The organism is Thermincola sp. GK-1, assembly GCF_059412445.1.
On the sequence record NZ_JBSQAT010000004.1, the window covers coordinates 15,053 to 40,959 of the forward strand.

Annotated in this window: 20 protein-coding genes, 1 CRISPR repeat array and 1 riboswitch (1 of these 22 cut by a window edge); of the genes, 15 read left to right on the forward strand and 5 right to left on the reverse strand. The window is 46.6% G+C overall.

The window, feature by feature from the left end; genetic code table 11:
* Positions 1–1,623: a CRISPR direct-repeat array (repeat unit 30 nt; unit sequence GTTTTTAGCCTACCTATAAGGGATTGAAAC) (it extends 1,229 nt beyond the left edge of the window).
* Between the two features lie 175 nt (positions 1,624–1,798).
* Complete coding sequence (locus ACSNJE_RS04780; protein WP_474773890.1) at positions 1,799–1,975, forward strand: hypothetical protein; 177 nt, start codon at positions 1,799–1,801, stop codon at positions 1,973–1,975.
* Positions 1,976–2,155: 180 nt separating this feature from the next.
* Here ACSNJE_RS04780 and ACSNJE_RS04785 read toward each other — a convergent pair whose 3' ends face one another.
* Together ACSNJE_RS04785 and ACSNJE_RS04790 are read right to left on the reverse strand one after the other, a co-directional pair.
* Positions 2,156–4,021: a molybdopterin-containing oxidoreductase family protein gene (locus tag ACSNJE_RS04785; RefSeq protein ID WP_495252117.1), complete on the reverse strand. Its 1,866-nt coding sequence runs from the start codon at positions 4,019–4,021 to the stop codon at positions 2,156–2,158.
* A 6-nt stretch (positions 4,022–4,027) separates the two neighbouring features.
* The gene (locus ACSNJE_RS04790) at positions 4,028–4,819 is read right to left on the reverse strand and encodes an ABC transporter ATP-binding protein (RefSeq protein WP_474660345.1); all 792 of its coding nucleotides are present in this window, start codon (positions 4,817–4,819) and stop codon (positions 4,028–4,030) included.
* Between the two features lie 234 nt (positions 4,820–5,053).
* On the opposite strand from ACSNJE_RS04790, the gene ACSNJE_RS04795 reads away from it, so the two are divergent.
* On the forward strand, positions 5,054–5,860 hold the full coding sequence (locus ACSNJE_RS04795) for a L,D-transpeptidase family protein (RefSeq protein ID WP_495252118.1): 807 nt from the start codon (positions 5,054–5,056) through the stop codon (positions 5,858–5,860).
* 218 nt (positions 5,861–6,078) lie between these two features.
* On the opposite strand, the gene ACSNJE_RS04800 is transcribed toward ACSNJE_RS04795, so the two are convergent.
* Complete coding sequence (locus ACSNJE_RS04800; RefSeq protein WP_495252119.1) at positions 6,079–7,911, reverse strand: APC family permease; 1,833 nt, start codon at positions 7,909–7,911, stop codon at positions 6,079–6,081.
* Positions 7,912–7,990: 79 nt separating this feature from the next.
* A riboswitch (cyclic di-AMP (ydaO/yuaA leader) is annotated at positions 7,991–8,119 on the reverse strand.
* Positions 8,120–8,597: 478 nt separating this feature from the next.
* On the opposite strand from ACSNJE_RS04800, the gene ACSNJE_RS04805 reads away from it, so the two are divergent.
* Genes ACSNJE_RS04805 through holA form a run of 3 tightly spaced genes read left to right on the forward strand, consistent with a single transcriptional unit; the run spans position 8,598 to position 12,779 of the window.
* Entirely contained in the window at positions 8,598–9,275 is a 678-nt protein-coding gene (locus ACSNJE_RS04805) for a ComEA family DNA-binding protein (RefSeq protein WP_495252120.1), read from the forward strand.
* 31 nt (positions 9,276–9,306) lie between these two features.
* Positions 9,307–11,742 carry a DNA internalization-related competence protein ComEC/Rec2 gene (locus ACSNJE_RS04810; protein ID WP_495252121.1) on the forward strand — a complete coding sequence of 812 codons (2,436 nt, stop codon included), beginning with the start codon at positions 9,307–9,309 and terminating at the stop codon, positions 11,740–11,742.
* Positions 11,739–12,779 (forward strand): DNA polymerase III subunit delta, encoded by a 1,041-nt coding sequence (gene holA / locus ACSNJE_RS04815; RefSeq protein WP_474773898.1) that lies wholly within the window; start codon positions 11,739–11,741, stop codon positions 12,777–12,779. The genes ACSNJE_RS04810 and holA overlap by 4 nt, the downstream gene beginning before the upstream one ends.
* Positions 12,780–12,808: 29 nt before the next feature.
* On the opposite strand, the gene rpsT is transcribed toward holA, so the two are convergent.
* On the reverse strand, positions 12,809–13,075 hold the full coding sequence (gene rpsT / locus ACSNJE_RS04820) for a 30S ribosomal protein S20 (RefSeq protein WP_013121298.1): 267 nt from the start codon (positions 13,073–13,075) through the stop codon (positions 12,809–12,811).
* Between the two features lie 167 nt (positions 13,076–13,242).
* On the opposite strand from rpsT, the gene ACSNJE_RS04825 reads away from it, so the two are divergent.
* Positions 13,243–13,581 carry a phage holin family protein gene (locus ACSNJE_RS04825; RefSeq protein ID WP_013121297.1) on the forward strand — a complete coding sequence of 113 codons (339 nt, stop codon included), beginning with the start codon at positions 13,243–13,245 and terminating at the stop codon, positions 13,579–13,581.
* Positions 13,582–13,737: 156 nt separating this feature from the next.
* Here the strand turns inward: ACSNJE_RS04825 and spoIIP are convergent, their stop codons facing one another.
* Positions 13,738–14,829 carry a stage II sporulation protein P gene (spoIIP, locus tag ACSNJE_RS04830; RefSeq protein ID WP_495252122.1) on the reverse strand — a complete coding sequence of 364 codons (1,092 nt, stop codon included), beginning with the start codon at positions 14,827–14,829 and terminating at the stop codon, positions 13,738–13,740.
* 151 nt (positions 14,830–14,980) lie between these two features.
* Here spoIIP and ACSNJE_RS04835 point away from each other — a divergent pair, with 151 nt between their 5' ends.
* The 9 genes from ACSNJE_RS04835 to dnaK all read left to right on the forward strand — a co-directional run bounded on the left by ACSNJE_RS04835 (position 14,981) and on the right by dnaK (position 25,846).
* Positions 14,981–15,391 (forward strand): hypothetical protein, encoded by a 411-nt coding sequence (locus ACSNJE_RS04835; RefSeq protein ID WP_474773901.1) that lies wholly within the window; start codon positions 14,981–14,983, stop codon positions 15,389–15,391.
* A gap of 94 nt (positions 15,392–15,485) precedes the next feature.
* On the forward strand, positions 15,486–17,048 hold the full coding sequence (gene murJ / locus ACSNJE_RS04840) for a murein biosynthesis integral membrane protein MurJ (RefSeq protein ID WP_052218643.1): 1,563 nt from the start codon (positions 15,486–15,488) through the stop codon (positions 17,046–17,048).
* 22 nt (positions 17,049–17,070) lie between these two features.
* Complete coding sequence (locus tag ACSNJE_RS04845; RefSeq protein ID WP_013121293.1) at positions 17,071–17,472, forward strand: hypothetical protein; 402 nt, start codon at positions 17,071–17,073, stop codon at positions 17,470–17,472.
* 66 nt (positions 17,473–17,538) lie between these two features.
* Positions 17,539–19,347: a translation elongation factor 4 gene (lepA, locus tag ACSNJE_RS04850; RefSeq protein ID WP_013121292.1), complete on the forward strand. Its 1,809-nt coding sequence runs from the start codon at positions 17,539–17,541 to the stop codon at positions 19,345–19,347.
* Between the two features lie 23 nt (positions 19,348–19,370).
* Positions 19,371–20,507 carry a radical SAM family heme chaperone HemW gene (gene hemW, locus ACSNJE_RS04855; protein ID WP_495252123.1) on the forward strand — a complete coding sequence of 379 codons (1,137 nt, stop codon included), beginning with the start codon at positions 19,371–19,373 and terminating at the stop codon, positions 20,505–20,507.
* Positions 20,508–20,613: 106 nt separating this feature from the next.
* Positions 20,614–21,654 carry a heat-inducible transcriptional repressor HrcA gene (gene hrcA / locus ACSNJE_RS04860; protein WP_495252124.1) on the forward strand — a complete coding sequence of 347 codons (1,041 nt, stop codon included), beginning with the start codon at positions 20,614–20,616 and terminating at the stop codon, positions 21,652–21,654.
* Positions 21,655–21,683: 29 nt separating this feature from the next.
* Positions 21,684–23,264: a TCP-1/cpn60 chaperonin family protein gene (locus ACSNJE_RS04865; protein WP_474773903.1), complete on the forward strand. Its 1,581-nt coding sequence runs from the start codon at positions 21,684–21,686 to the stop codon at positions 23,262–23,264.
* Positions 23,265–23,266: 2 nt separating this feature from the next.
* Positions 23,267–23,935, forward strand: coding sequence for a nucleotide exchange factor GrpE (gene grpE / locus ACSNJE_RS04870; RefSeq protein WP_474773904.1), 669 nt, complete (start codon positions 23,267–23,269; stop codon positions 23,933–23,935).
* Between the two features lie 66 nt (positions 23,936–24,001).
* Entirely contained in the window at positions 24,002–25,846 is a 1,845-nt protein-coding gene (gene dnaK / locus ACSNJE_RS04875) for a molecular chaperone DnaK (protein WP_013121287.1), read from the forward strand.
* Positions 25,847–25,907 lie beyond the last annotated feature (61 nt).

A 25,907-nucleotide genomic window follows, 5' to 3' on the forward strand; every position in this document is an offset into this window, starting at 1 on the left:
CCTATGAGGGATTGAAACCCCTAAACACTACGGCTGCATGGACAATATACTGTTTTTGTTTTTAGCCTACCTATGAGGGATTGAAACAGCACTCCCTGGGCAACAGCCCGGCGCAATGCTTCAAGTTTTTAGCCTACCTATGAGGGATTGAAACCCGGCATATTGAGGCACTGGAGCATGTCCAGCGCGCCCGTTTTTAGCCTACCTATAAGGGATTGAAACCTGAAGCTCTTCCTCAGACACCGTTTCATTGTCCATGTTTTTAGCCTACCTATAAGGGATTGAAACTACCAAATACCAAAGCCTTTTGTAAATTGGTTTTTTTGTTTTTAGCCTACCTATAAGGGATTGAAACTCACCGTGCTTCCTGCCACAATAGGGGCAGTGAAAGGTTTTTAGCCTACCTATGAGGGATTGAAACTCAGAATAAGTAATACTTCCATTTCCGTCAAAATAAGTTTTTAGCCTACCTATGAGGGATTGAAACTCCGCCACGGCGTAGTACCGGACCCAATAGAGCTGGGTTTTTAGCCTACCTATGAGGGATTGAAACAACGAATCCAAACGGTTACCTGGAATGATTTGGTAGAGTTTTTAGCCTACCTATGAGGGATTGAAACCCGAATGTAGTACCGCGCTTATAGCTCCAACTACCCGTTTTTAGCCTACCTATGAGGGATTGAAACACAAACTCCAGCCGGCAGCCAGCCTTTTCAATTTCTTGTTTTTAGCCTACCTATGAGGGATTGAAACCAGCGATTGGTAGAGCTGGCCAACGATTACGATATCGTTTTTAGCCTACCTATGAGGGATTGAAACTTCGGTACATTCCCCCAGAAATAAATGTCAGAATGTTCCGTTTTTAGCCTACCTATGAGGGATTGAAACTCAGTAATTTCCTGTTCAAATCTAACCTGTGATTCCCGTTTTTAGCCTACCTATGAGGGATTGAAACTGCGGCTCTCTCGCTTCCGCCACCCCGCCACTATTCCGTTTTTAGCCTACCTATGAGGGATTGAAACTCCGAGGCCAGCCTTATTTACCACCATAGAGTAATACGTTTTTAGCCTACCTATAAGGGATTGAAACTAACCTAATGGAATTTCCATTCCTTCTTCATAAACTCCGTTTTTAGCCTACCTATAAGGGATTGAAACGTCGGTCTATGGATTTCGTTGGTATAGACGAGGTCACGGTTTTTAGCCTACCTATAAGGGATTGAAACTGGCAACCAAGAACGGTGCAACGCCCACCCAACTAGGTTTTTAGCCTACCTATAAGGGATTGAAACTTTATACCTACTTTAAGTATTGGGGATATTTTTTTAAGTTTTTAGCCTACCTATAAGGGATTGAAACCTGATTATTTTAATCATTACCGTGCTATGACTTTTGTTTTTAGCCTACCTATAAGGGATTGAAACATTTTCTGAATGTGGTTGTATATCTTCTGCGCCGACGTTTTTAGCCTACCTATAAGGGATTGAAACTCAAGGTAGTCAGTCATCTCTAAGAGTTCATCCGAAGTTTTTAGCCTACCTATGAGGGATTGAAACTCACCAGACGGGCACTGATTACCCAGACTTGGGACCTAGTTTTTAGCCTACCTATTGGGGATTGAAACAGATGACTGAAAATGTCAAAAACCATATCCCATCGTCCTGTTGACATATGTAATGGTATTTGACGAAAATAAAAACCATTTGTTTGGGATATGCCCTCTCTGCGGAACGACTCATACTACTAAAGGTCTTAAGCGTACCTGATAAGGAATTGAAAATCAAAAGGGGTTGAGGAAAATGAATGACGATGTAAAGGAAAGGCTCATGAAAACCAAAAGCACAGAAGAATTTTGGCAGATTATAAAAAAAGAATACCCGGGAGACAAATTGTCGATGTATTTTTTATGGGAGGAACTGGGCAAGGATGTATTTGGACATCTTACTAAGTTGATATTCCGTTATAACCCGGAATGAAGTTCATCCAATTTATCAGAAGCGGGTGGGCAGGATTTGGGTTTTTAGCCTCTCTGCGAGGGATTAAAATATTGCAGGGAACGCCTCACATATAAGATGTTCGGGGTCATCAATCAAATGGTTGCAGGTCATAAACGATTCATCTGAAAAAATTGTCGCCCCGTCTACAAGGCGGGGCTTTTATGGGTGCGAAAGGTTTATTTTTCTTACCCGGGCCAAAAGTGCCCTAAATGCCGGAAAACCGGTGACAGGATCAAGAACGGTATCATCGGTTAAAAGGTTTACATTGGCCTCGGCCCAACCATGGGGAACATAGATCACTTGAGGATGTAGCTCCTCTGTTAACTTTGCCTTGAGATCAATTCTTCCTCTCAGGGACTCAACGGCAATCAACTCTCCGTCTTTTATCTTTAGCTTTTCGGCTGTTTTTCTGTTCATTTCAACTAAGGGCTCATACACCCGTTTACGAAATGAAGGCAGGTTACGGTAGCGGGAATGGATATAACTGAAAACCCTCGCGCCGGTGCTGAGAATAAACGGATAATCTCTGGCAATTTCGGGCGTGGACCAGGGACTTTCACCGGGCTCGTGATATGTTGGCAGAGGATAATACCCGTGGTTTTCCAACTGTTTGGAATAGATTTCAACTTTTCCTGAGGGAGTATTAAATCCCTCTTCTTCATATTTTTTGTATTGCTTTTCCTGATAAATATAGCCGTTCGGACACTCAGCCAGTTGTTCAAAATCAAGGCCTAATGGTTTTAATCTAAAATTAATTGCTTCATACTCGGTTTTGGGTGGGAATTCATGCCCGTATCCCAGCCTGGTTGCCAATTCTCGCCAAAAGGCCCAGTCAGTCATAACGTCTCCGACCGGTAGTGCTTTTTGGGCCATTCCCAACCTTGGGTCGCCTATTATGTAGGAATGGTCCCATATTTCATCGCGTTCCCAGAACGTTGCTGCAGGGAGAACCAGATCAGCAAGTTTAGCTGTTTCCGTCAGAAACAGGTCCATGACCGCCAGAAACTCTAATTTACCCAGTGCTCTTTTAACTTTTCCGGCGTCAGGCCAAGTTAAAACAGGATTACTTCCAACAACTATTAAACTTTTTATAGGGTATGGCCTGCCTTCGAGAATTGCTCTTGGATATAAGTTAGCCTGGGCACGATTAGTATATTTATGAAATAAGGGGAACTCTTCTTTGCCAATGGCTGGCTTTTCTGTTGCAGTTTCTACCAATACAGGAGACAATTTCGGCGGTGGGGTAAAGATAGCCCCTCCTGGTATGTCCAGGTTACCCGTTATTGCCTGTAACACAGACATGGCCCGTTCGGCCTGAAACCCGTTGGTGAGAAGTTCCGGTGCGATTCCGGAAGCAATACTGGCCGGTTTACAGGACGCATACATGCGAGCAGCCTTTCTGATTTTATCCGCCGGTACCCATGTAATCTTTGCCACTTCTTCCGGAGGATATTGCCGGATATGCTGAAGAAGCTCACTGAAACCAATGGTCCATTTGTCAACGAACTCACGGTCATAGAGATTTTCCCCGATGATTACGTTAAGCAGGCCAAGAGCCAGGGCTGTGTCAGTTCCAGGGCGAAGTTGGAGATGGAGGTCGGATTCTCTTGCCGTTGAGGTTGCCCTGGGGTCTACTACAATGAGCCCGGTCCCCTTTTTGCGTGCCTCGCTGATAATACGCTTCACCGGAGGATAGGATTCTTTTGGGTTGTACCCCCAGAGAATTACACATTTGCTGTTTGGCAGGTCCGGAACCGGCAGGCCGCCGTAGGTAATTTCATTGGCGATTAATTTGGAGAGGTAGCAGTGGCTCCCGCTCGTGGAAAAGTTCGGCGTTCCGAACAGCCTGCAAAACAGTTCCACATAAGGGGTGAATTCTTTTCTTACTCCTGCATGGCCAACGTGAACGGCCAGGGATTCTGCTCCATATTTGGCCTTGATATCTTTTAACTGCCGTGTGATCAGAGAGAAGGCTTCATCCCAGGATATTTCCCTAAACCGGCCCTTACCGTCTTTTTCGTACAACGTTTTTCATGAAGACGCCTCATTTCTATAGGATTTCATTACTTCGTTACTTAAATCTCCCCAAATACGTTTATGAAGCTGAATAAATTGAGGAGTGAATTTGATCTCGGCCACAGATCTGGGGCGGGGCAATGATACCAGGTATTCGGCTTTCACAGTGGCCGGCCGGGCGCTCATCAAAATAACCCTGTCGGCAAGGGTTATCGCTTCGGCCAGGTCGTGGGTTACAAATAAGATGGTTTTTTTTGTTTCCTGCCATAATTTTAAGATGTCATCCATAAGCTCGTCTCTTGATTGAACATCCAGCCCGACAAAGGGCTCGTCCATAAATATTATCTCAGGGTCATAAGCCAGAGTCCTGATTATAATAGCTCTCTTCCTCATCCCGCCCGAAAGCTCAAAGGGGTAACTTTTTTCAAAACCGCCCAAACCGACCTGTTTAATCAACATGGCGGCAATTTCTCTTCTTTCTTTTTTGGCCATACCTCTGATTTCGAGTCCAAGTTCGACATTTTCCATTATCGTTCGCCAGGGAAGAAGGGTATCAGCCTGGGATATGTGGCCCCTTTTGACACTGGAACTCCTGCTGGGACTGCCGTTAATAAGAACCTGGCCGGTATCGGGTTCATAAAGTCCGGCCAAAACATTTAGCAGGGTGCTCTTACCGCAGCCGCTTGGACCGACAATGGCAACAAATTCGTGTTTCCTGACAGACAGACTGACATCTTTGAGAGCCTCGATTTGTTTGCCGTTCTGAGTGTGAAAAAATTTGTTTATATCTTGTGCGCACAGTATCACCTGCTTCATCCTTTCAAGAACGAATTTGCCGTATCAACATAATTGTATATAAAAACTATATATGTGACCAATAAAAGTTTTCTATCAAAGGTCGCATAGAGATAATTAATTCTTATCCATTGTTGCCGGTTCTAAGTCCTCTCCCTTGCGCATAGTTATTTCCCTGTGAAAAACTATTGGGGGGAGGGAAGAAGGACGCGCAGGTTCAGTTGTGTTCTGCTGGCTTTGTTTTTATTGTGCTCATTGCCGGGTCCGGTATTTGCCACTGAAGCAAAAAAGATAATTATCAACAAGAAGGTTAACAAGCTGGCTTATCTGGAAAACGGCCAAGTGAGCAAGATTTTTCCGGTGGCCACGGGGCGCACGCCGGACCTCACGCCTGAAGGCTCTTTCCGGGTGGTCCGTAAAGTGGTCAATCCATATTACAATAAGTTAAAAATACCCGGTGGCAGTCCCAGAAATCCGCTGGGTGCCCGCTGGCTGGGGATTGATGCACGCGGCACCTCGGGCGGAACTTACGGTATTCACGGAACGAATAACCCGAAATCCATCGGGAAATATGCTTCCGGCGGCTGCATCAGGATGTTTAACCAGGATGTTATTTGGCTTTATGAACGGACGCCCATTGGGACGCCGGTGGAAATTATCAACAGAGACTGGGACCTGGAAGGAGACGGGCTACAGAAGTTTGTTGAACTTGTGGTTAACGGAAAGACCGTTGCTCAGGGCAGGGAAGGCAGAGCCTATTTGGAAGATAACAGAGTAATGGTTCCCATCCGGACGCTGGCAGAGGCGTTGGACGCTGTAGTAACATGGGATGCCGGGAAAAAAGAGGTTACCGTGCAGCAAGGGGAGACGCAGATATGTTTTGTTGTGAACAGCAGGGAAATAACGCTTAACGGTATCCCAAAAATAATAGATAAACCTGTGATTATGAAGCACGGCAGGGCTTTTGTCCATGTCAGGGTCCTGGCCGAGGCTTTTGGCTATGGGGTAGCATGGAATGAGAATAACTGTACGGTTGTACTGACGAAACCATAACCAGACAAAAGCACAGCCCGGCGGGCTGTGCTTTATCTGGTTCCGGTTTTTTTCGTTTTTCTGAGAGATTTCAGATACTGTTCGTAAAGCTTTAAGTGTTTTTCAATCTCTTTAACCAATTCCTTCTTTTTCATCTGTGACCTCCCGACCTTTCTTATTATAAGTATAGACATCATACAGAGGTTTTAGACTTTGGCCGGGAGGTGACTTAGGAAACTTTATTTTTTCAAGTGATAGGGAACAGAACTGATCACTATATCTTTGCGCATGAGCAGGAGGAACCTCAGCCACATGCCTGTTTGATTGTGCAGGAAATAATGCCACCATTTCCGGGGCACAAATTCAGGGATGAGCACAGTGACTTTATCGTTTTCTCCGGCCCGGGCTTCCACCCTATCGATAAACCGCAGCAAAGGCCCGAAGATAGAACGGTAAGGAGAAGGAATAACCAGCAAATCTACGCCAAAGTTCCATTTCTTCCACTCTTCTTTTAATCGACCGGCTCCTTCTTCACTGATGCAAATGTGAACAGGAATTATATTATCCGTCATGGATTTGGCGTATTCGATGGTATTGATCACAACTTTGTTTATATTGGCGATGGGCACGATAATAATGGGATTAAGTTTACGGTAACATGCACAGCCGTTGGGGTCCAGTTCGGCGGTGATTTCAGAATAATGCCGGTGTATTTTTAGAAATGTCAGGACAAGCACTGGGATAATGATAATAACGACCCAGGCCCCATACAGAAACTTTGTGCGGGCGATAATTACGACCGCTATGCTGGTGGCCAGTGCGCCGAGCCCATTAATCAGCGCGTGATTTACCCAGCCTTTTTCCTTGGTTTTTAGCCAGTGTACGACCATGCCGCTTTGGGAAAGGGTAAAAGAGAGGAAGACTCCGACGGCATACAAAGGAATTAAGGCATGGGTAGAACCGCCGAATATAATTACCAGTATGGCTGACAGGAACCCAAGGGTGATAATGCCGTTGGAAAATACTAATTTATCCCCGCGCATGGCCATAAACCTGGGCATAAACCCATCTTTGGCCAAAAGAGAAGCCAATCGGGGAAAATCGGCAAAACTGGTGTTGGCGGCCAGGACCAAAATAGCCGTTGTACTGGCCTGGATCAGGAAATAAAGCGGCGAACGGCCAAAGATGGCAGCGGCAATTTGCGACACCACTGTCTGGTCATGAACGGGTACAATCCCGAAAAACCTGGCCAGGAGCGTAATTCCAACAAACATGGTCATCAGGATACTACCCATCCAAACAAGGGTTATCCCGGCATTTTTTGACTCTGGTGGCCGGAAAGCAGGCACTCCGTTGCTGATTGCTTCCACGCCGGTCAGAGCAGAGCAACCTGAAGAAAAGGCCCTGAGAATAAGGTACAGGGTAACACCCTGCGCCGGCCCCGCAGTCGCCATGGCGTGAGCCGGAACATAAGAACCGGTAAAATATTTGATGAGCCCCGCAAAAATCATAATGTATATACTGAAAACGAAAATATAAGTCGGTACTGCAAATATGGTGGCTGATTCTTTCATTCCCCTGAGGTTGGCCAGGGTAACCAGGGCTATGAAAAAGAGGCAGATGGCTACCCTGTATTCAAGAAGTGCAGGGAAGGCAGATGTAATGGCCGCTACTCCTGCTGAAATACTTACGGCCACGGTAAGGACATAATCAGTCAATAAAGCTGCGGCTGCCACCAATCCTGGGGCGGTACCAAGGTTATCCTTGGCTACTATATAAGCCCCGCCTCCGTTCGGATATGCATAAATAGTCTGGCGATAGGAGGTTATGAGTATAACCAGTAACGCCGAAATAACCAGAGCTACCGGCAAAGACAAACGCAGGGCGGCAGTGCCTGCCGTAACCAATACCATTAAAATTTCTTCCGTGGCGTAAGCAACGGAGGATAAAGCATCAGAAGAAAAAACTGCCAAAGCCCTGGCTTTGCCCAGACGTTCGTGCATCAGCCTGGAAGTGCGCAATGGCCGGCCCAACAAAAATTTTTTGGTTGCCCGAAAAACAGCCGTTGTCATAATAAACACCTCGAAACAAAAAAATAAAACCCAGGGTTTTCCTGGGAGATGGACAGACGGGCAGAAAATACCTGTTTATCACGCCTCCCTTTCAACGCTTACGAGGTTAGCTGCCGGGTTCGGGTCGAAAGAGTAACCCTACTCAATAGAGATTCACCCCTGTGGAAATGGGTCCCCCGTTCCTTATCGGATTCAGCGCATTAAGCAGTGCTTTTTTCTGATAACAATATTACTCCTTTTATGCCGGAATGTATATGGCTGTTTTCAACTTTAAAGAGAGTTGACGGTCCGTACAGGGCTATGGTAAAGCGTGGGTGAATCAGGACACAATCAATTAAAATATTTCACCATTTAGCTAATGCAATCTTGCCTTTTATTGGTCTGCCATTATTTGCATAAAAAGTGAATATTTTTAGTCTTTTTTGTAAACAATTTAAAAGCGATAATATTGTTAAGGAGAACTTCTTCATTCTCCTAAAATCCCCAAAACATGGGCCGCCTTTTGAGGCGGTCATTTTTTTTGCGCCAAAAAGACAAAAACTTTCAACGGCGACATAAAACGACAAGTTTTTTACGGACTTTTAAATATAATTAAAAATTAGAGTAGTAGTGTTATGTTAAGTCCGATAGAAAAAATACCGGCTATTACTGTATTTAAAATTGGGAGAGGATTGGAGAGGATTATTATGGAAATTGATTTGAAAAGAAAAGAAATAATGTTGATAATAATTATAGTGTTGGCGCTGGTTTTCGGACTGGGATACCGCCTGGCCGGTTCCGGGCTGACAAACCCATATGAAACGGTGATGACTGAAACCGATGAGGAAAATGATGCTGCGGATGAGGGAAGAGGAGCAGCTAAAACCGCGGAAGCCGGGCAGAAAGGAGAAACCCCGGAGGAAGACCGGGTTGCCCAAATGGTTTACTTTCATATCGTGGGCGCAGTGAATAAGCCTGGATTATACTGGCTGCCGGAGGGGGCGCGAGTTGCCGACGCCGTCCGCTTGGCTATCCCCAGTTCCAGGGCTGACCTGAACGCATTAAACCTGGCCGAGTTGGTTGTTGACCAACAAAAAATTTATGTGCCCAGACAGGGAGAGGTTAACCGTTTTACTTCCGCGCAACCGCCGATTGCTTCCCCCGGTTCCGGTGGTCGACCCGCAGGTCCCACGGGGAAGGTCAATATTAATACCGCTTCCGCCAAAGAATTGGACAGTCTGCCCGGCATAGGACCCGCTTTGGCGGAAAGAATTATCGAATACCGGCAAAGTAACGGGGGCTTTAAAGACATCAATGATTTAAAGAAGGTGTCGGGGATTGGCGAACAGAAATTTGCCAAGCTGAAGGATCTAATTACCATATGACGATGCCGGTTGAATATTTGAGGTATCTGCTATGGAAAAGGTTTTTGTCCATTATACGGCATGTTTTATTTTAGGTATTATCACTGCCACTTACCTGCCCCTGCCCAGGGGCCTTTTGATTTCAGGTTTGATTTTATCTACTTCGCTGGTCCTGTTTAACAAGTTTTTTTCCTGGCGCAAAACTTCTGTTTATATTTTGCTGGCCTTTGTTTTTCTGGGGGCTTTGCGGCAGCATTATGCTCTTGACCGGCTGGTAACTGCCGACCGTTATCTGGTGAACAAAAATATAGAAGTTTGCGGTATGATTTGCGAGGAACCGGTGGTAAGGGAAAATACGACAGATTACATCTTCAAAATTAATGAGCTGAAGGGAGGAAATAAAGATACTGAAAAAATCAGCGCAAAAATATTAGTAAAGCTCCGGAACACCCCTGTTCCGGCTACCGCGGCAAAGAGCCGCAAAATCCACAGGTATGGGGAAATACTATGTGTTCGGGGAGTTCTCGAATCTCCGCCGCCACCTTCGAATCCGGGGCAGTTTGACTATCGGAGCTACTGCCGGCAGCAGGGTATCAGCGGGATCATGTATCCCGAAAAGGTGACCACCGTTGGTATGGGCCGGAAAACCGTAGCCGGCGTAGTTACCGGGGGAGCAATAAAAATAAAAGAAAAACTGCGGGATATAGCCCTGCGTTCTTTACCGCAACAGGATTATTATGTTGTAGATGGATTGTTGTTTGGCGGCGCCGGTAATTTAAACGGGGATTTTAAAACCGACCTACAAAAAACCGGGGTAATTCATGTTTTATCTGTTTCCGGGTTTCATGTCGGCCTGGTCATGGCCGGAACGCAGGTCTTGCTCCGTTGTTTGCGGATTAGAAAGAAACGGGTTCATATTTTGGTTGCGTTGGCAGTTCTGTTCTTATACACATTGATGACGGGATGGCGCCCTTCGGTACTACGGGCGGCGGTAATGGCCTGTCTGCCGTTGGTGGGCAGTGTTCTGGGCAGGAAAAGCAGTTGGCCGGTTTCTTTAAGCGCCGCATGTATGCTGCTGCTGATGTGGAACCCGGCCAATCTCTTTACCACAGGAGCGCAACTTTCCTTTGCCGCCACCTGGGGCATATTATATCTGACATCGCCCATTAAAAACCTGATTGGATTTATGCCTGCGGCTTTAAGAGGTTCCCTGGCGGTAATATGTGCTGCCCAGATTAGTACGATGCCTTTGTTAATTTATTATTTTAATTATCTGCCTCTTTTTTCAGTTCTGGCCAATCTCCTGGTTGTTCCGCTCATTACATTAATTATTTTGTTGGCCTGCACGTCACTGACGGTTGGCTTGCTTTTTTTACCCGGCGCTGTATTGCTGAATACAGGGACTTCCTGTTTGTTACAGGTTGTCAGGTGGATAGTCTGGATCGTCGGCCGGTTGCCCGTAGCTGTTTATAACATACAAAGCCCCCGCCTCTGGGAATTGGTGATTTGGTACGGGATACTTGTGTTATTGGGCGCCCTCTATTGGGAAAGATTGCTTTACTTGCGGGTTTTATGGATTTACAAACGAAACCGCAGGAGTGCAGTCACGTTGGCTTTATTTCTTATGTGCATTTTTGTCTGGTTCGGCGTAATCTTGCCTGCCAAGCGATTAAACGTCACTTTCCTGGATGTGGGCGAAGCGGATTGCGCTGTGGTTATCGGCCCACGCAGGTATGTACTTGTCATTGATACAGGAGGAAGTTTGGGGTTGAAAAAATCCTTCGACCCGGGCAGGACGGTTTTGACGCCATATTTGCGCAGTATGGGTGTGCAGCAGGTAGACCTGCTGGTTTTATCTCACTTCCACCGGGACCACATAGGAGGAATCGCCGGATTGGCCGGCGAATTTACTATAAAGCAGGTTTTGGTGCCCGGAGAGTGGGAAGATTCAGAAGAGGCTCGCCAGGTATTTGCTTTGCTGAAAAGGAAGCACATTCCCTTCATCAATGCCGGGCGGCTGAAGCAAATTGTTTTGGAACCCGGGTTGCAACTGAGAATATTGGGGCCGCCTCGGAAGAACTTCGAAAACACTGTATCCGATGTCAACAACAATTCACTGGTACTGAAATTGACATATGGCCAAGTTACCTACTTGTTTCCGGGGGATATCCAGCAGGAGGCCATAGATTATTACTGTAGTGAAGCTGCAGAAGCGGAAGTAGGTACGTTAAAAGCTACCGTATTAAAAGTACCGCACCATGGCAGTAAAGGCTCTTTTGATTCCCGCTTCTACGATAAAACAAGACCGCATATTGCAGTGGTTTCTGTCGGACCGAATTATTTCGGCCACCCTGACCGACGAGTTATTGAAGAATTGAAACAAAGGGGCGCCATGGTTTACCGTACCGACCGTACCGGAGCGGTTACCTGCCTGAGCGACGGAAAAAGTATAAGGGTTTCTGCGTTTCGGAAGGAGGGCATGGATTGAGCTACCAAGCTTTGATGAACAATCTGAAAAGGAAGGTTGTTTTACCCGTTTATCTCTTTTGGGGAGAAGAAACTTTTTTGCTGGAAGAGGTGTTGGCAAAATTCAAATATCAACTTATTCCTCCTGATGTCAGGGATTTTAACATGGATGTGGTAGAGGGCAAAAATGTTTCTCCTGAAGACATCGTCAGACTTGCTACGACGCTGCCGTTTATGTCTGATAAACGGGTTGTGATAATAGAAAATGCGGACCTTTTTAAAGCGCAGAAAAAAACCGGTGAAAAAAGCGACCAGGCCAAAAGTCAGGAAGAGTTGCTGATAGAATATTGTAAACAACCGCTGGACACAACCTGCCTTATATTTACTTCCGACAGCGTGGACCGGAAAAAGAAGCTTTTTAAGGCCGTTCAGGAAACAGGTATGGCGGTGGAATTTACGCCTCTGAAAGATACTGAATTAAACGATTGGGTTGAAAACAGGATCAACGGGATGGGGAAAAACATAGAAACCGAAGCCATTGACGAACTGGTGGCGGCAGTGGGCAGCAATCTAAGAATGTTGGATGCGGAACTCCGGAAGCTTTTTAATTATACAGGGGAAAGAAAGGTTATTAACAGGGAAGATGTTCTCCAGTTAGTCAGCAAAACTACGAATTTAAGCATTTTTGAACTTGTCGATGCTGTCGGTGAGCGGAATTCCCAAAAGGCCATTCAGTTGATGAGGGAAATGATTATTTACGGGGAGCCGCCCGTGAGGCTTTTGTTTATGGTGGCCAAGCATTTCCGGACACTTTTGCAGGCGAAAACGCTGTACTTGACCGGTTATGCCGAGAAACAGGTAGCCACTCAACTGCAGATTCACCCCTACGTGGCCCGGAAATGTGTCCGGCAGTCGAAAAACTTTAGCCGGGAAGAACTGGAACAGGCCCTGGAAAAAATCCTTGAGACGGATATTTCAATTAAAACCAGCTACCGCGAACCCGTCCTTGCCCTGGAACTTCTTTTCGTAAATCTCTGCCGACAGGAAAGGGCAATATAAAAAGCATGTCCGCATGGACATGCTTTTTATTAACCTTGCACCTTTTGTAATTTCTTGACCAATCTGGACTTTTTTCTGGCAGCGGAATTTTTATGTAAAACGCCCTTAGTGACTGCCTTATCAAGGGCCGAAATGGCAACAGTCAACTTAGCCTTAGCTTCATCGATATTAGCGTTTTCCAAAGCATTTTCAAACTTGCGGATAGCTGTTTTAACAGAAGACTTGATGGCGCTGTTCCGTAAAGTCCTTTTTTTGGTGATTTCTACCCTTTTCATAGCAGATTTAATATTTGGCATGGGCTTCACCTCCTTAAAAGAACGCTTATCCTATCGAAATTTATAATTTCCTTGAATAACACACTACATTTTACCACGTGGTAAATAAAAAAGCAAGGGCAAAAACGTATAGACATAATTTTTTTGGAGAATTATATTCCTGAAAAGCTTTATAGGAGGTGAAGAATATGCAGAGTTGGATAGGCTTCATTGTCAGGTTTATTGTTTCCGGGTTAGTATTGTTGCTGGTTGCAGCCTTACTGCCGGGAATTAAGGTGGCAGGGTTTACCGGAGCTTTGATTGCCGCAGCAGTCATAGCTATTATAGGTTTCCTGATTGAGCGTATCATGGGCGATAAAATTTCACCACAGGGCAGGGGCATTGTTGGCTTTATTACATCTGCTGTGGTTATTTACCTGGCCCAATACATTGTTCCTGCTTATTTAAGTGTAAGCATCATCGGCGCGCTGTTGACAGCCTTTGTGGTAGGACTCATCGATGCATTTGTGCCTACTTTGTTAAGATAGAAGAAAAGTCTTCACAAATCTGTTTCTGCAATAAAAAAGTTATTTTTGGAATAACCGAAAGCACATAAGGTCCAAATCACCTAAGTGGCGATGGCTGTTGCGAGGTCTGTGCCGGTGGTTTGGGCCTTTCACTTGTGGTATCGGCCTGGCTTTTAGTTATTTTTCGTCGTTGAGCAAAGAAACGATGACATCGGCTATGAGGGAGGCAGAGTTTAAAGCCTCTTCTTTAGTGTTGTTTAAGCTACCAATTTCCAGCAGGAGAGCGGAGGTGCTGTATTGTTGGTTGTAACGCCCCTTTTTGACTGATATCCCGCGGGATAGCCCCGGATACAGTTCATCCATTTTAGCCGCAAGTTTTCTGGCCAAGGCCAGGTTTTCCCTCCATCTAGGGTGTTCAGCCCGGGCATCGGTGCCTACAACAATTAATACTTTGGCACAACTTTTCCCGTTGATTTGCACCTGGGTACGCTCACGGGGCAGAGAACTGTCACGGTGAATATCAAAGAGCATACGCAGAGATTTATTGTTGGCCAGCAAGTCTTTTACTGTTTTCTGGGACTCCACATATGATTTATTGAATGCGGTATCGTGAATTTTATCGGAGTAGATTGTTGGGATTTTATATTTATCTTGTATTTTTTGCGCGATAGATTTTGCTACCTCCATAACGGCTCCCGCTTTTCCTTTAACATGGGCGATGCCTTCCGTCAGTTGGTATGTTTCGCTGGAATGAGTACAGTAGAAGGCTACCAGCGGCGAATCTGCGCGGATGTCATTTTTTATTTTCTGTTCCTCTGCTTGCGGGTTGGGGTGGGGCGGGTCGGTTATTGAATCAGGTTCGGCATCGTCCAGATTGTCCTGCTCAATTGGAATCATGTTCATTACCGGGACTTCGGCTTGCAGAAAGTTCACCGGGTCATCAAGTTTTATGCCTGTCAAAACAAACAGGAAAAAACTAAAAGGATTCCATTGGGTGTGGTGCAAGTTACCGTCGTCGCTGGCTTCTTTAAGAGCCGGTATGTTGGAAAAAAGCAGGTTTTTCAGCGTTGCGCTGTTTAATTTATTTACCAGTGGCAGTCCTTTGCTAACAGTGTCACTGTTTAAATTTTTGAACACCGGAGCTACCATGGCATTGGTATCCGAAAGAAACCGGGAACCTAATCCGGCGAAAAGGATAACGACAATTAATAAATATATGCCCATACTTTTTAGTAGAGGGGATATTCTCCTTAAAGAATGAGCTCGCAAGGGGACCACTCCTAAACTTTTGGGTACTTTAATTTATATGCTTGTTTCATTTTTTTATACTTCAGCTAGGTCTTTTCTCTTTTTCTGGTCCCTTTTATGGACCTAAGATTTAGACAAAAGTTTGGGAAACGGCTGGGTGGGTAAACTAAATGTGGGTAAACTAAATTATGTAGAAAAATTCTGCGTCATGGAAAACCCTATATTGGAGGAATCGCTGATGGATCGGACCAAGATGTTCATTTTTATTCTGGCAGGTTTTATTTTGATTTTACTGGGCGTAAATAAAGCCTACCGGGCCAATCTGGCAATGACGGGAGCTACGGAGATTCCGCAGCCTGTTACCTGGAACCTTCGGGAGGAAACAGTTACTGTGTCAGTATTTGGTGACAACTTCGGTATTAGAGACCCGGAGGGAAAGGCTATATTTTACCTCAAATACTGGGGCGACCGGGCGAATAGCCTTTGGAACCGGTCGCTCATCAAAGCTGAGCAACTTTACAACAACGCCCGGGAAAAGGCTACGGAAGTTACCTGTAGGTTCCATGCTTACCTTGACCGTTAATCATGCAACTTTTCAATAATTCTTCTTTCCGGCGCATCCCAAAAGTGGTATATTAAATAAAGGTATAACAAGGGGAGATGAAAGGAGATTATTCATGTCAACAGGGAAAACAGTAGCCAAGGCGGCAGGTATGCTGATGGTGGCAATGCTGGTATCCAGGGTCCTCGGTTACGTAAGGGAAATAGCCCTGACTTCCAAGTTTGGACAAACTTCGGTAACAGACGCTTACATAGCTGCTTTTACGGTCCCGGATTTACTTTATAACCTGCTGGTAGGGGGAGTGTTAAGTTCAGCCTTTATTCCTGTTTTCTCCAGTTACGTGGCCCGAAACGAGGAAAAGGATGCCTGGGAGGTAGCCAGCACTGTTATAAATCTGGTGGTCATAGTCATGACCGTGGGCATTGTTTGCGGCATGATTTTCACTCGCCAATTGGTTCCCCTGGTTGCATACAAGTTTAAAGGGGAGACCCTTGATTTGACGGTGAAGCTTACGCGCATTATGTTTCCGGCCTTTTTATTGTTGGGCTTAAACGGGCTGATGATGGGGATATTGAATTCCTACCAGCATTTCAAAGCTCCGGCTTTTGGCGCCATTATTTACAACCTGTCTATTATTGTTTTCGGACTGGCTTTGGCTCATAAATTTGGTATAGCTGCTTTTGCTATCGGTGTTGTGGCCGGCCACATAGGTAATTTCCTGGTCCAACTGCCTGTTTTGGTGAGAAAGGGTTTACGGTATAAACCGGTATTAAACTTGCGGCACCCCGGTGTCAAGCGGTTGTTTGTCCTTATGCTTCCCGCAGTGCTGGGGTTGGCGGCGAACCAGATAAACCTTATAATTAACCAAAACCTGGCATCCGGTTTATCTGACGGCAGTATCACGGCATTGCGGATGGCCAACCGTTTAATGTGGTTGCCCCTGGGCGTTTTTGCCGGTTCGATTGGCGTAGCTATTTTTCCCACCATGACGGCTCAGGTGGCCAGGAATGAAATTTCCGAGTTCAAAAAGACTCTTTCTCTTGGCATAAGGTCCATTTTCCTCATTATTATCCCGGCGGCTACCGGTTTAATGGTTCTCAGTATGCCGATAGTCAGGCTGCTTTTTGAACAGGGGAAATTCGGACCCGATGCTACTGAAAGGACTGCTTATGCGCTGATTTTTTATTGCATTGGGCTTTTTGCCCAGTCAGCTATTCTCGTCATAACTAGGGCTTTTTACGCTATACATAACACTCTGATCCCGCTGCTCGTCGCTTGTGTTACTATTGTTGTAAACTACCTGCTTAACGTTACCCTGATGGGGCCGATGGCTGAGGGAGGTCTGGCGCTGGCTTATTCCCTGAGCGGGATATTCAATATGCTGGTACTGATGATTCTGTTGAGGAAAAAAATTGGTCCGTTAGGGGCGAGGAGTATCCTGCGTTCTTTTGTTCTCATTGTACTGGCCTCTGCTGTTATGGGAGCTGCAGCTTATGGAGCTGCGTACTATTCAGGTTCCGTTCTGGACACGGCACAGAAAGTAAATCAAATGATTCAGGTGGGCATGGCCATTGTAGTTGGTTTAGCTGCCTATGTTGGCGTAACTTTTCTTTTAAAACTGGAAGAAGCCGACATGGTTTTGGGTATAATTAAAAGGAAGGTAAAAAGAGCCGCTTAACATAGGTAGGAGGTAGTTGTCATTGTACTATTCAACGCATTTGGTAGTCGGAGCAACCATCGGAATTGCTACCGGTCATCCGCTAAAGGCTTTTATTGCCGGGTTGGCCAGCCACATTATAATGGACCTGATTCCTCACCGTGACCATGAAAAAGTAATAAACTGCTTAATAGATGTAATGGGCGGCAGCTTATTATTTGCTTTATGGTTTTTTGCTTACCGGCCGGGTCTCAGTTGCCTGGTGGGGTCAGTGGCCGGTGTTCTTCCGGATATAGAAATACCGTTGTATTATTATAGGCTAATTTCCAAAAGGTATTTTCCTTCTCATTCCGGTTGGATACCCCATCGCAAAGCGGGTGGCCGGTTTGGATTACTGGTTCAACTGCTGACGATAGTGGGGATGGGTATTTGGGTAATAAGTTGATAGGTCTTACCTCAGGTGCTATAATTAAAAAGTTAAGATCTACGCAGTGATTTGGAGGAAATGTTAATGGGAGAGGATAAGAAACACCACTTTACCCGTAATTTTTCCATTATTGCCCATATTGACCACGGCAAATCCACATTGGCCGACAGGTTGCTGGAGTATACGGGCACCCTGTCGCAGCGGGAAATGGCCGACCAGGTTTTGGACCAAATGGACCTTGAACGGGAACGGGGGATAACTATTAAAGCCCAGGCCGTGAGACTTACATATCCGGCTAAAGACGGCAATGTTTATACCTTAAACCTGATCGATACTCCCGGACATGTTGACTTTACTTATGAAGTATCCCGTAGCCTGGCTGCCTGCGAGGGAGCCCTGTTGGTAGTGGATGCGGCTCAGGGAATTGAGGCTCAGACCCTGGCCAATGTGTACCTTGCTTTGGAACATGATTTGGAAATTATTCCGGTTATCAACAAAATCGACTTGCCCAGTGCGGAACCGGAGAGGGTCAAAAAGGAGATCGAAGAGGTTATCGGCCTCGATGCCAGTGACGCGATTCTGGCATCTGCCAAGGAAGGTATCGGGGTTGAGGAGATTCTCGAACGGATTGTCCGGCAGGTTCCGCCGCCGAAGGGCGATGCTGCGGCGCCGTTAAAAGCCCTGATTTTTGACTCCCATTATGACCCTTATAAAGGAGTTATTGTTTACATCAGGGTAGTGGACGGGTCTATCCGCCCGGGTATGAAAATAAAAATGATGGCTACCGGCAAGACCTTCGAGGTAAACGAAGTGGGGATTTTCAAGCCCTATATGACACAGGTAGACCGGTTATCCGTCGGTGATGTGGGTTTTATTGCCGCCAGTATCAAGAATGTGAAGGATACCCGGGTCGGTGATACGGTTACCGAAGCCGACAGGCCTGCTGATAAGCCCTTGCCAGGGTACAAGAAGATTACACCCATGGTTTTCTGTGGTCTGTATCCGATTGACGGGGCTGATTACGACGATTTGCGGGATGCCTTGGAAAAACTGAAACTTAACGATGCTTCACTGATTTTTGAACCCGAAAATTCGGTGGCGCTGGGATTCGGTTTTCGCCTGGGTTTTCTGGGGCTGCTGCATATGGAAATAATCCAGGAACGCCTGGAGCGGGAATATGGTTTAAATCTGATTACCACAGCGCCCAGTGTAATATTTAAGGTACACAAAACTAACGGCGAAGTTATTGATGTGGACAATCCGACCAACCTACCGCCGCCCCAAAACATCGCCAAAATGGAAGAACCTTATGTGAAGGCTACTGTTATGGTACCGAACACCTACGTTGGTTCGGTGATGGAACTGGCCCAGGAGAAACGGGGCACCTTTATCAATATGGAATACCTTAGCGAAAACAGGGTCATGCTTCATTATGAACTCCCTCTTATTGAGATTATTTACGATTTCTTTGACTTGTTAAAGTCACGGACAAAGGGTTACGCCTCTTTTGATTACGAATTTTCCGGCTATAAGGAATCGGACCTGGTCAAACTGGACATTTTGGTCGGCGGCGAAGTAGTTGACGCTCTGTCTTCAATAGTACACAAGGACCGGGCTTACCAAAGAGGAAGACAACTGGCGGAAAAACTTAAGGAATTAATTCCGCGGCACATGTTTGAAATTCCTATTCAGGCGGCCATAGGAAACAAGATTATCGCTCGCGAAACGGTAAAAGCTCTGCGGAAGAACGTGCTGGCCAAATGTTACGGCGGTGACATTACCCGGAAACGAAAGCTCTTGGAAAAGCAGAAAGAGGGTAAAAAACGCATGAAGCAGGTGGGCAACGTGGAGATTCCGCAGGAAGCATTTATGGCTGTACTGAAGCTTGAATAGAACCTTCGGCAAGGTGTTAAATTATGGCAATAGGCCTTTATATTCATGTACCGTTCTGTGTAAAAAAATGTAATTACTGTGATTTTATATCTTATCCTTATGACGCAGGTTTGACTGCGTCATATGTTTCTGCGTTGTTAAAAGAAATTGAGTTGTACGGGCAACAACTGTCCGGAAAAGATAAAGAGCTGGCTTCTGTTTATATAGGGGGGGGAACCCCTTCGCTGTTGTCTGTACCCCAGTTGGAAGCCGTTTTTGGCAATTTAGGAAGTTTTTTTGATTATGTCCCCGGGGCGGAGGTCACTGTTGAAGCCAATCCCGGCACTTTGGACCGGGAAAAACTGAATAACTGGAAGGCTTTTGGCTGCAACCGGTTAAGCATTGGTATTCAATCGATGAATGACAGCCTGTTGCGGTTTCTGGGCAGAATATACCGGGCCGATGAAGCCGCCCATGCTTTTTACCTGGCCAGGGAAGCAGGTTTTGACAATATAAATATAGATCTGATTTTTGGCATTCCGGGGCAGGGGATGCATGACTGGTCGGATACATTGCGGCGGGTGCTGGAACTCGGGCCGGAACACATTTCTGCCTACGGACTGAAGATAGAAGAGGGGACCCCTTTGGCCAGGCTACAGGCAGAGGGGCAACTGCCCCCGGGCGACGAAGACCTGGAAGTGGAAATGTATTTTCATACCATAGATACTTTAAGGGCGGCAGGATACGAGCATTATGAAATCTCCAATTTCTGCCGCCCGGGGAAGGCCTCTGCCCATAACCTGAGGTACTGGGCCAACAAGGAATACCTGGGCCTTGGGCCGGCGGCCCATTCTTACTTGCACGGCGTGCGTTTTTCTAACAGACCCGGCCTTAACGAGTATTGTACTGCCTTGAATGATGGGTTGCTGCCTGTTGCAGAGCGGAATCCTGTTGACCGGCACGGGGAAATTTCTGAGACAATTTTTCTGGGTTTGCGCTTGATTAATGGGCTGAATTTGAAGGATTTTCGGCAGCGTTTTGGTCAAAGCATTGAAGAATTGTTTCCGGCTGCTTTGGATAAACTAGAACGGTTAGGACTGGTAGAAAAGAGGGATGTTTTTTTGCGCCTGACCAGGAAAGGATTGCCCTTAGCCAATGAAGTTTTTGCCGAATTTGTCTAAATTGCCGGTCTTTGGTTACTTCTTGACAAAGGGGGCTTTCGATGGTATTTTTTAATTAGATATTTTAGCACTCAACGGGTTAGAGTGCTAACAAACTGGGGTGAATGTGATGCTTGATGAGCGGAAAAAACAGATTTTACTGGCTATCATTCAAGATTACATTGCTACTGCCGAACCTATCGGTTCACGGACTATAGCCCGTAAATATAAGCTCGGCGTCAGCCCCGCTACCATCAGAAACGAAATGGCTGACCTGGAAGAGCTTGGATATATAGAACAGCCCCACACTTCTGCAGGCAGAGTCCCGTCAGATTTAGGGTACCGCTACTATGTGGACTGCCTGATGAAAAAGAGCAAACTTACTAAGAACGAAAAAGATGCAATTACCCGGGGGCTTGCGACCAGGGTGAACGAAGTGGCCCAGGTAATAGAACAAACCAACCGGATTTTGTCCTCGCTGACCAATTATACTACCGTAGTACTGGGCCCCAACACTGGAGGCGCTATAAAGCATGTGCAAATTATACCCCTGGAGGGCGCGAAAGCCCTGGTTGTGGTTGTTACTTCCGTCGGTGTGGTCCGCAATCGGATGATAGACATTGCAGAGAGCTTAACGCCGGCTGATCTGGAGCATATCAGCAGGGTACTCAATGCTAAACTGCAAGGCCTGACCCTGGAAAGCATAAAAATGACCCTAATACGGGAAATTTACTCCGAACTGGCCAAAAATGAGCATATTTTTGATGCGGCCATGGATTTACTGCAGGGGACCTTAGACCTTAATTCGGAAGAAAAGGTGTATTTGGCCGGGACTCTGAACATTTTTAACCAGCCGGAATTTAGGGATATAAATAAGGTCAAAACCCTGCTCAGCCTGTTAGAACAGGATTCCTTACTGAGAAACCTTCTCAAGGAGTCCAGTAAAAATGAAGCCGGCGTTACTATAAAAATCGGCGGCGAGAATGAGCTTGAAGGCTTTAAAGAGTGCAGTATGATTACAGCCTCTTACCAGATCGAGGGGGAGGTTGTTGGAGCTATCGGTCTCATCGGGCCGACGCGCATGCATTATGATAAGGCAGTTGCCATGGTGGAATTTGTCACCCAGTACCTGTCTGAGGTACTGCATGATTATTACAAGAAAAGATAAAGAGTTATGTAGTCAGGAGGATTCGCTGCATGAGTTTAAAACAGCAGGCCAGCGCCGGTTCCGATGTGGATGAACGGTTGGCCGCCCTTGTGACCAATTCAAATGCTATCAGAGCTATTGCATCGGCCGTAGAAGGGACCCTTGGGCCAAAAGGACTTGATACTATGCTGGTGGATAAATTTGGGGAAGTGGTGATAACCAATGATGGGGTTACCATCCTTACCACGATGGAGGCTAACCATCCTGCGGCCAAGATGCTTATTAATATAGCCAAAGCCCAGCAGGCGGAAATAGGAGACGGCACTACCACCGCTACAGTGATGGCCGGTGCTTTGGTAGGTTGCGGTGTGGAACAGGTAATTAAAGGTGTGCCGGTGTCCAGAGTTATTGAAGGCGTCCGGGTAGGGGTAAGGAAAGCGCTGGAGCTGGTCGAAAAAAAATCAAGACCTGTTTCTGGCGCCGATGACCCGATACTGCACCAGATTGCTCTTGTTGCCGGAAGGGGTTATGACGACATTGCCAGCCTGGTGGTAAAGGCTGCCGGCATGATTGGAACCGAAAAACTTAAAGATTCTGGATTTAAGCTTTCGGATATCATCACTGCCGAGGAAGGAGCCAATAATGAAGTGTTTATGGGCGTTCTGATTAACAAGGAGCGCCTGAGCAAACATATGCCCCGGGAAGTGATTGACGCCAAAGTATTGGTTATCGACGATGCCCTGGAGCCGGAGGAAATAGAGGACGAAGCCCTGGCCACAGAAGCGGGCTTTGCCCGGTACCAGGAATTACAGCGGCAGTTCAGGGAAAATCTCGATAAGATTGTTGATCTGGGTGTCAATGTTGTACTTGTAGACCGAGGAGTAGAAGACATAGCGGAAGAAGTGCTGACAGATGCGGGGATTATGGTGGTGCAGCGGATTTCCAACAAGGAACTGCGAAAAGCTGCGGAACACGTGGGGGCTCGCCCGATTAAAAGAACCGGCTTGAAAAAGCCCGTTGAAGAGCTGGCCAAGATTTTGGGTATGGCGGAAAAGATTTACGAAGATGAAAAATTAAAGCATATCTGCATTCTGGGCGGGAAAGGTAAGCCTATGGCCACAGTGTTGGTGGGCGCTGCCACGGAAGAGGTAGTAGGGGAAAGAGAACGTATTGCCAAAGATGCCGCCGCTTCTGTACAGGCAGCGGTGCGTGGCGGAATAGTGCCCGGTGGAGGTTCAGTGGAACTGGCCGTAGCCCGGGAAGTGGAAAAGGTCAGGGAAAGTATCCGCGGCATGGCCGCCTACGGTGTTGATTGTGTGGTAGAAGCCCTGAAAAGGCCTTTCTCGCAAATTGTGGCCAATGCAGGTTTTAACCCGTTGGAGAAAATCGGTGATGTAATTGCTGCACAGGTTACAGAAGGTAAAGATTCCCTTTCCCTTGATTGTGATACGGGCGATGTTGCCGATATGCTGGAACTCGGCGTTGTTGACCCCACGCTGGTTAAACTGCATGCATTACGAGCGGCGGGAGAAGTAGCTGAGGCTATTCTGCGGATAGATACCATCATCAAGAAAAAGGAAGAAAAACCTGAGCACAAAACAGGAAAGGAAAACTTTGACTGGGAGGGTTGATAATGCAGGAAGAGAAGGTAACGGGCCAAGCCGATAACGGACTGCCTGATGAAAAAGAAACGGAAAATTCCGTTAACGCCAATGCCGATACAACAGCGGTTACAGGCGAAAATAATGCCCCGGACGCCGCCGGTACTCAGGATATAGAAAATGCCGGCGAAGGAGCAGAGGGGGATACCCCTGCCGATGCGACTCCGGACCGGGAAGGACAGGCGGACATTGAAAAGGAACTGGCCAAGGCCAAAGCAGAGGCTAATGAATATCTGCAGTTATTGCAGAGGACCCAGGCAGATTTTGAAAACTTCCGCCGTCGGGCCCGGCAGGAGCGGGAAGAAATATTGAAATACGGGGCCTGTCGGTTAGTGGAGAACATGCTACCTGTGCTGGACAATTTTGAAAGAGCTTTGAAAGCTGAGGGACAAGATTTAGAGAGCTTTTTAGCGGGAGTTTCCTTAATTTTCAGGCAGTTACAGGATGTCCTGCAAAAAGAGGGGGTTAAACCCATCGAAGCCGTGGGGACTGAATTTGACCCGACCAAGCATGAGGCGGTAATGGGCGTAGAATCACCCGACCATCCCGATAACACTGTGGTTGAAGAAGTACAGAAGGGTTATTACTTGCATGACAAGGTTATCCGCCCGGCAATGGTTAAAGTGGCGAAAAACAGCTAATATTAATCTAAAAAGAATTAATTAATTTTTTAAAAGGGATATCATATTTTTAGGAGGGATTCGTAAATGGGTAAGGTACTAGGAATTGACTTAGGAACTACATATTCATGTATGGCTGTTATGGAGGGTGGAGAAGCCACGGTAATTCCCAACGCTGAAGGAGGCCGGACCACACCGTCCGTAGTAGCTTTTTCGAAAACAGGTGAACGACTGGTGGGCCAGGTGGCCAAGCGTCAGGCCGTTACCAATCCGGAAGGGACGGTCATGTCTATAAAGCGGCACATGGGTTCTGACTATAAAGTGCATATAAACGGCAAGGATTACACCCCCCAGGAAATTTCAGCCATGATTTTACAGAAGCTGAAGGCTGATGCAGAAGCTTACCTGGGAGAAACTATCACCCAGGCCGTAATTACTGTGCCGGCTTATTTTACTGATAGCCAACGTCAGGCTACCAAGGATGCCGGCAAAATCGCCGGACTGGAAGTTCTGCGCATTATTAACGAGCCTACAGCAGCAGCTCTTGCTTACGGATTGGATAAAGGTGAGGACCAGACAATTCTGGTTTATGACCTGGGTGGCGGTACCTTTGACGTGTCTATTTTGGAGCTGGGCGACGGGGTGTTTGAAGTAAAAGCCACCAGCGGGAATAACCATCTGGGTGGTGATGACTTTGATGAACGCATCATAAATTATTTGGTAGAAGAGTTTAAGAAAGAAAACGGTATTGACCTGCGCAATGATAAAATGGCCATGCAGCGGCTCAAAGAAGCTGCGGAAAAAGCTAAAATAGAACTGTCCGGTGTTACCAGCACCAACATCAACCTACCCTTTATTACTGCTGACCAGACAGGTCCGAAACACCTTGATATAACATTAACAAGGGCAAAATTTGAAGAGCTGATTGCTGACCTGATCGAAAAAACCATGGGCCCAACCCGTCAGGCTTTATCTGATGCGGGTTTAACCCCTGACCAGATCGATAAAGTAATTCTGGTCGGCGGTTCCACACGGGTACCGGCGGTGCAGGAAGCTATCCGGAAGTTGCTGGGCAAAGAACCCCACAAGGGCGTCAACCCCGATGAGGTTGTGGCTATGGGCGCCGCCATCCAGGGCGGGGTATTGGCCGGTGAAGTAAAAGACGTTTTGTTGCTGGATGTAACACCGCTTTCCCTGGGTATTGAGACACTGGGTGGCGTATTTACCAAGCTTATTCCACGGAATACCACCATTCCGACTTCTAAGAGCCAAATTTTCTCTACAGCCGCTGATAACCAGACTACTGTAGAGATCCATGTCCTACAGGGTGAAAGGGAAATGGCAGCATACAACAAGACCCTGGGCAGGTTCCAACTTACCGGAATTCCGCCCGCTCCGCGCGGTATTCCGCAAATTGAAGTCAAGTTTGATATCGATGCCAACGGTATAGTCCATGTTTCGGCCAAGGATATGGCTACCGGCAACCAGCAGCAGATAACCATTACCGCGTCTTCCGGACTTTCCGATGAGGAAATTGACAGGATGGTTAAAGAAGCTGAGGCTCATGCTTCAGAAGACAAAAAGCGTAAGGAAGAGGCCGAAACCAGGAACCAGGCTGATTCTCTGGTTTACCAGGCTGAAAAGACAATCAAAGATTTTGGCGATAAGGCCGATAAGGCCTTGGTCGATAAGGTGCAAAAGGCCGTTGATGAATTGAAGGAGGCCCTCAAAGGGAATAACATTGAGGAAATTAAAGCCAAGTCCGAAGCTCTGACCGGGCCCCTGTACGAATTGACTACCGCCATGTATCAACAGCAGGCGGCACAGGGGGCGCAGGGAGCCGGCGCTGCCGGTGGCGCAGAGACAGGCAAAGAAAAAGATAACGTCGTCGACGCCGATTATAAAGTTGTTGACGAAGACGAGAAAAAATAATCTTTCCCAGGTCACCAAAACCGGAATGTTTATGATATAATAGAAAAGCTGGTGTATCTAC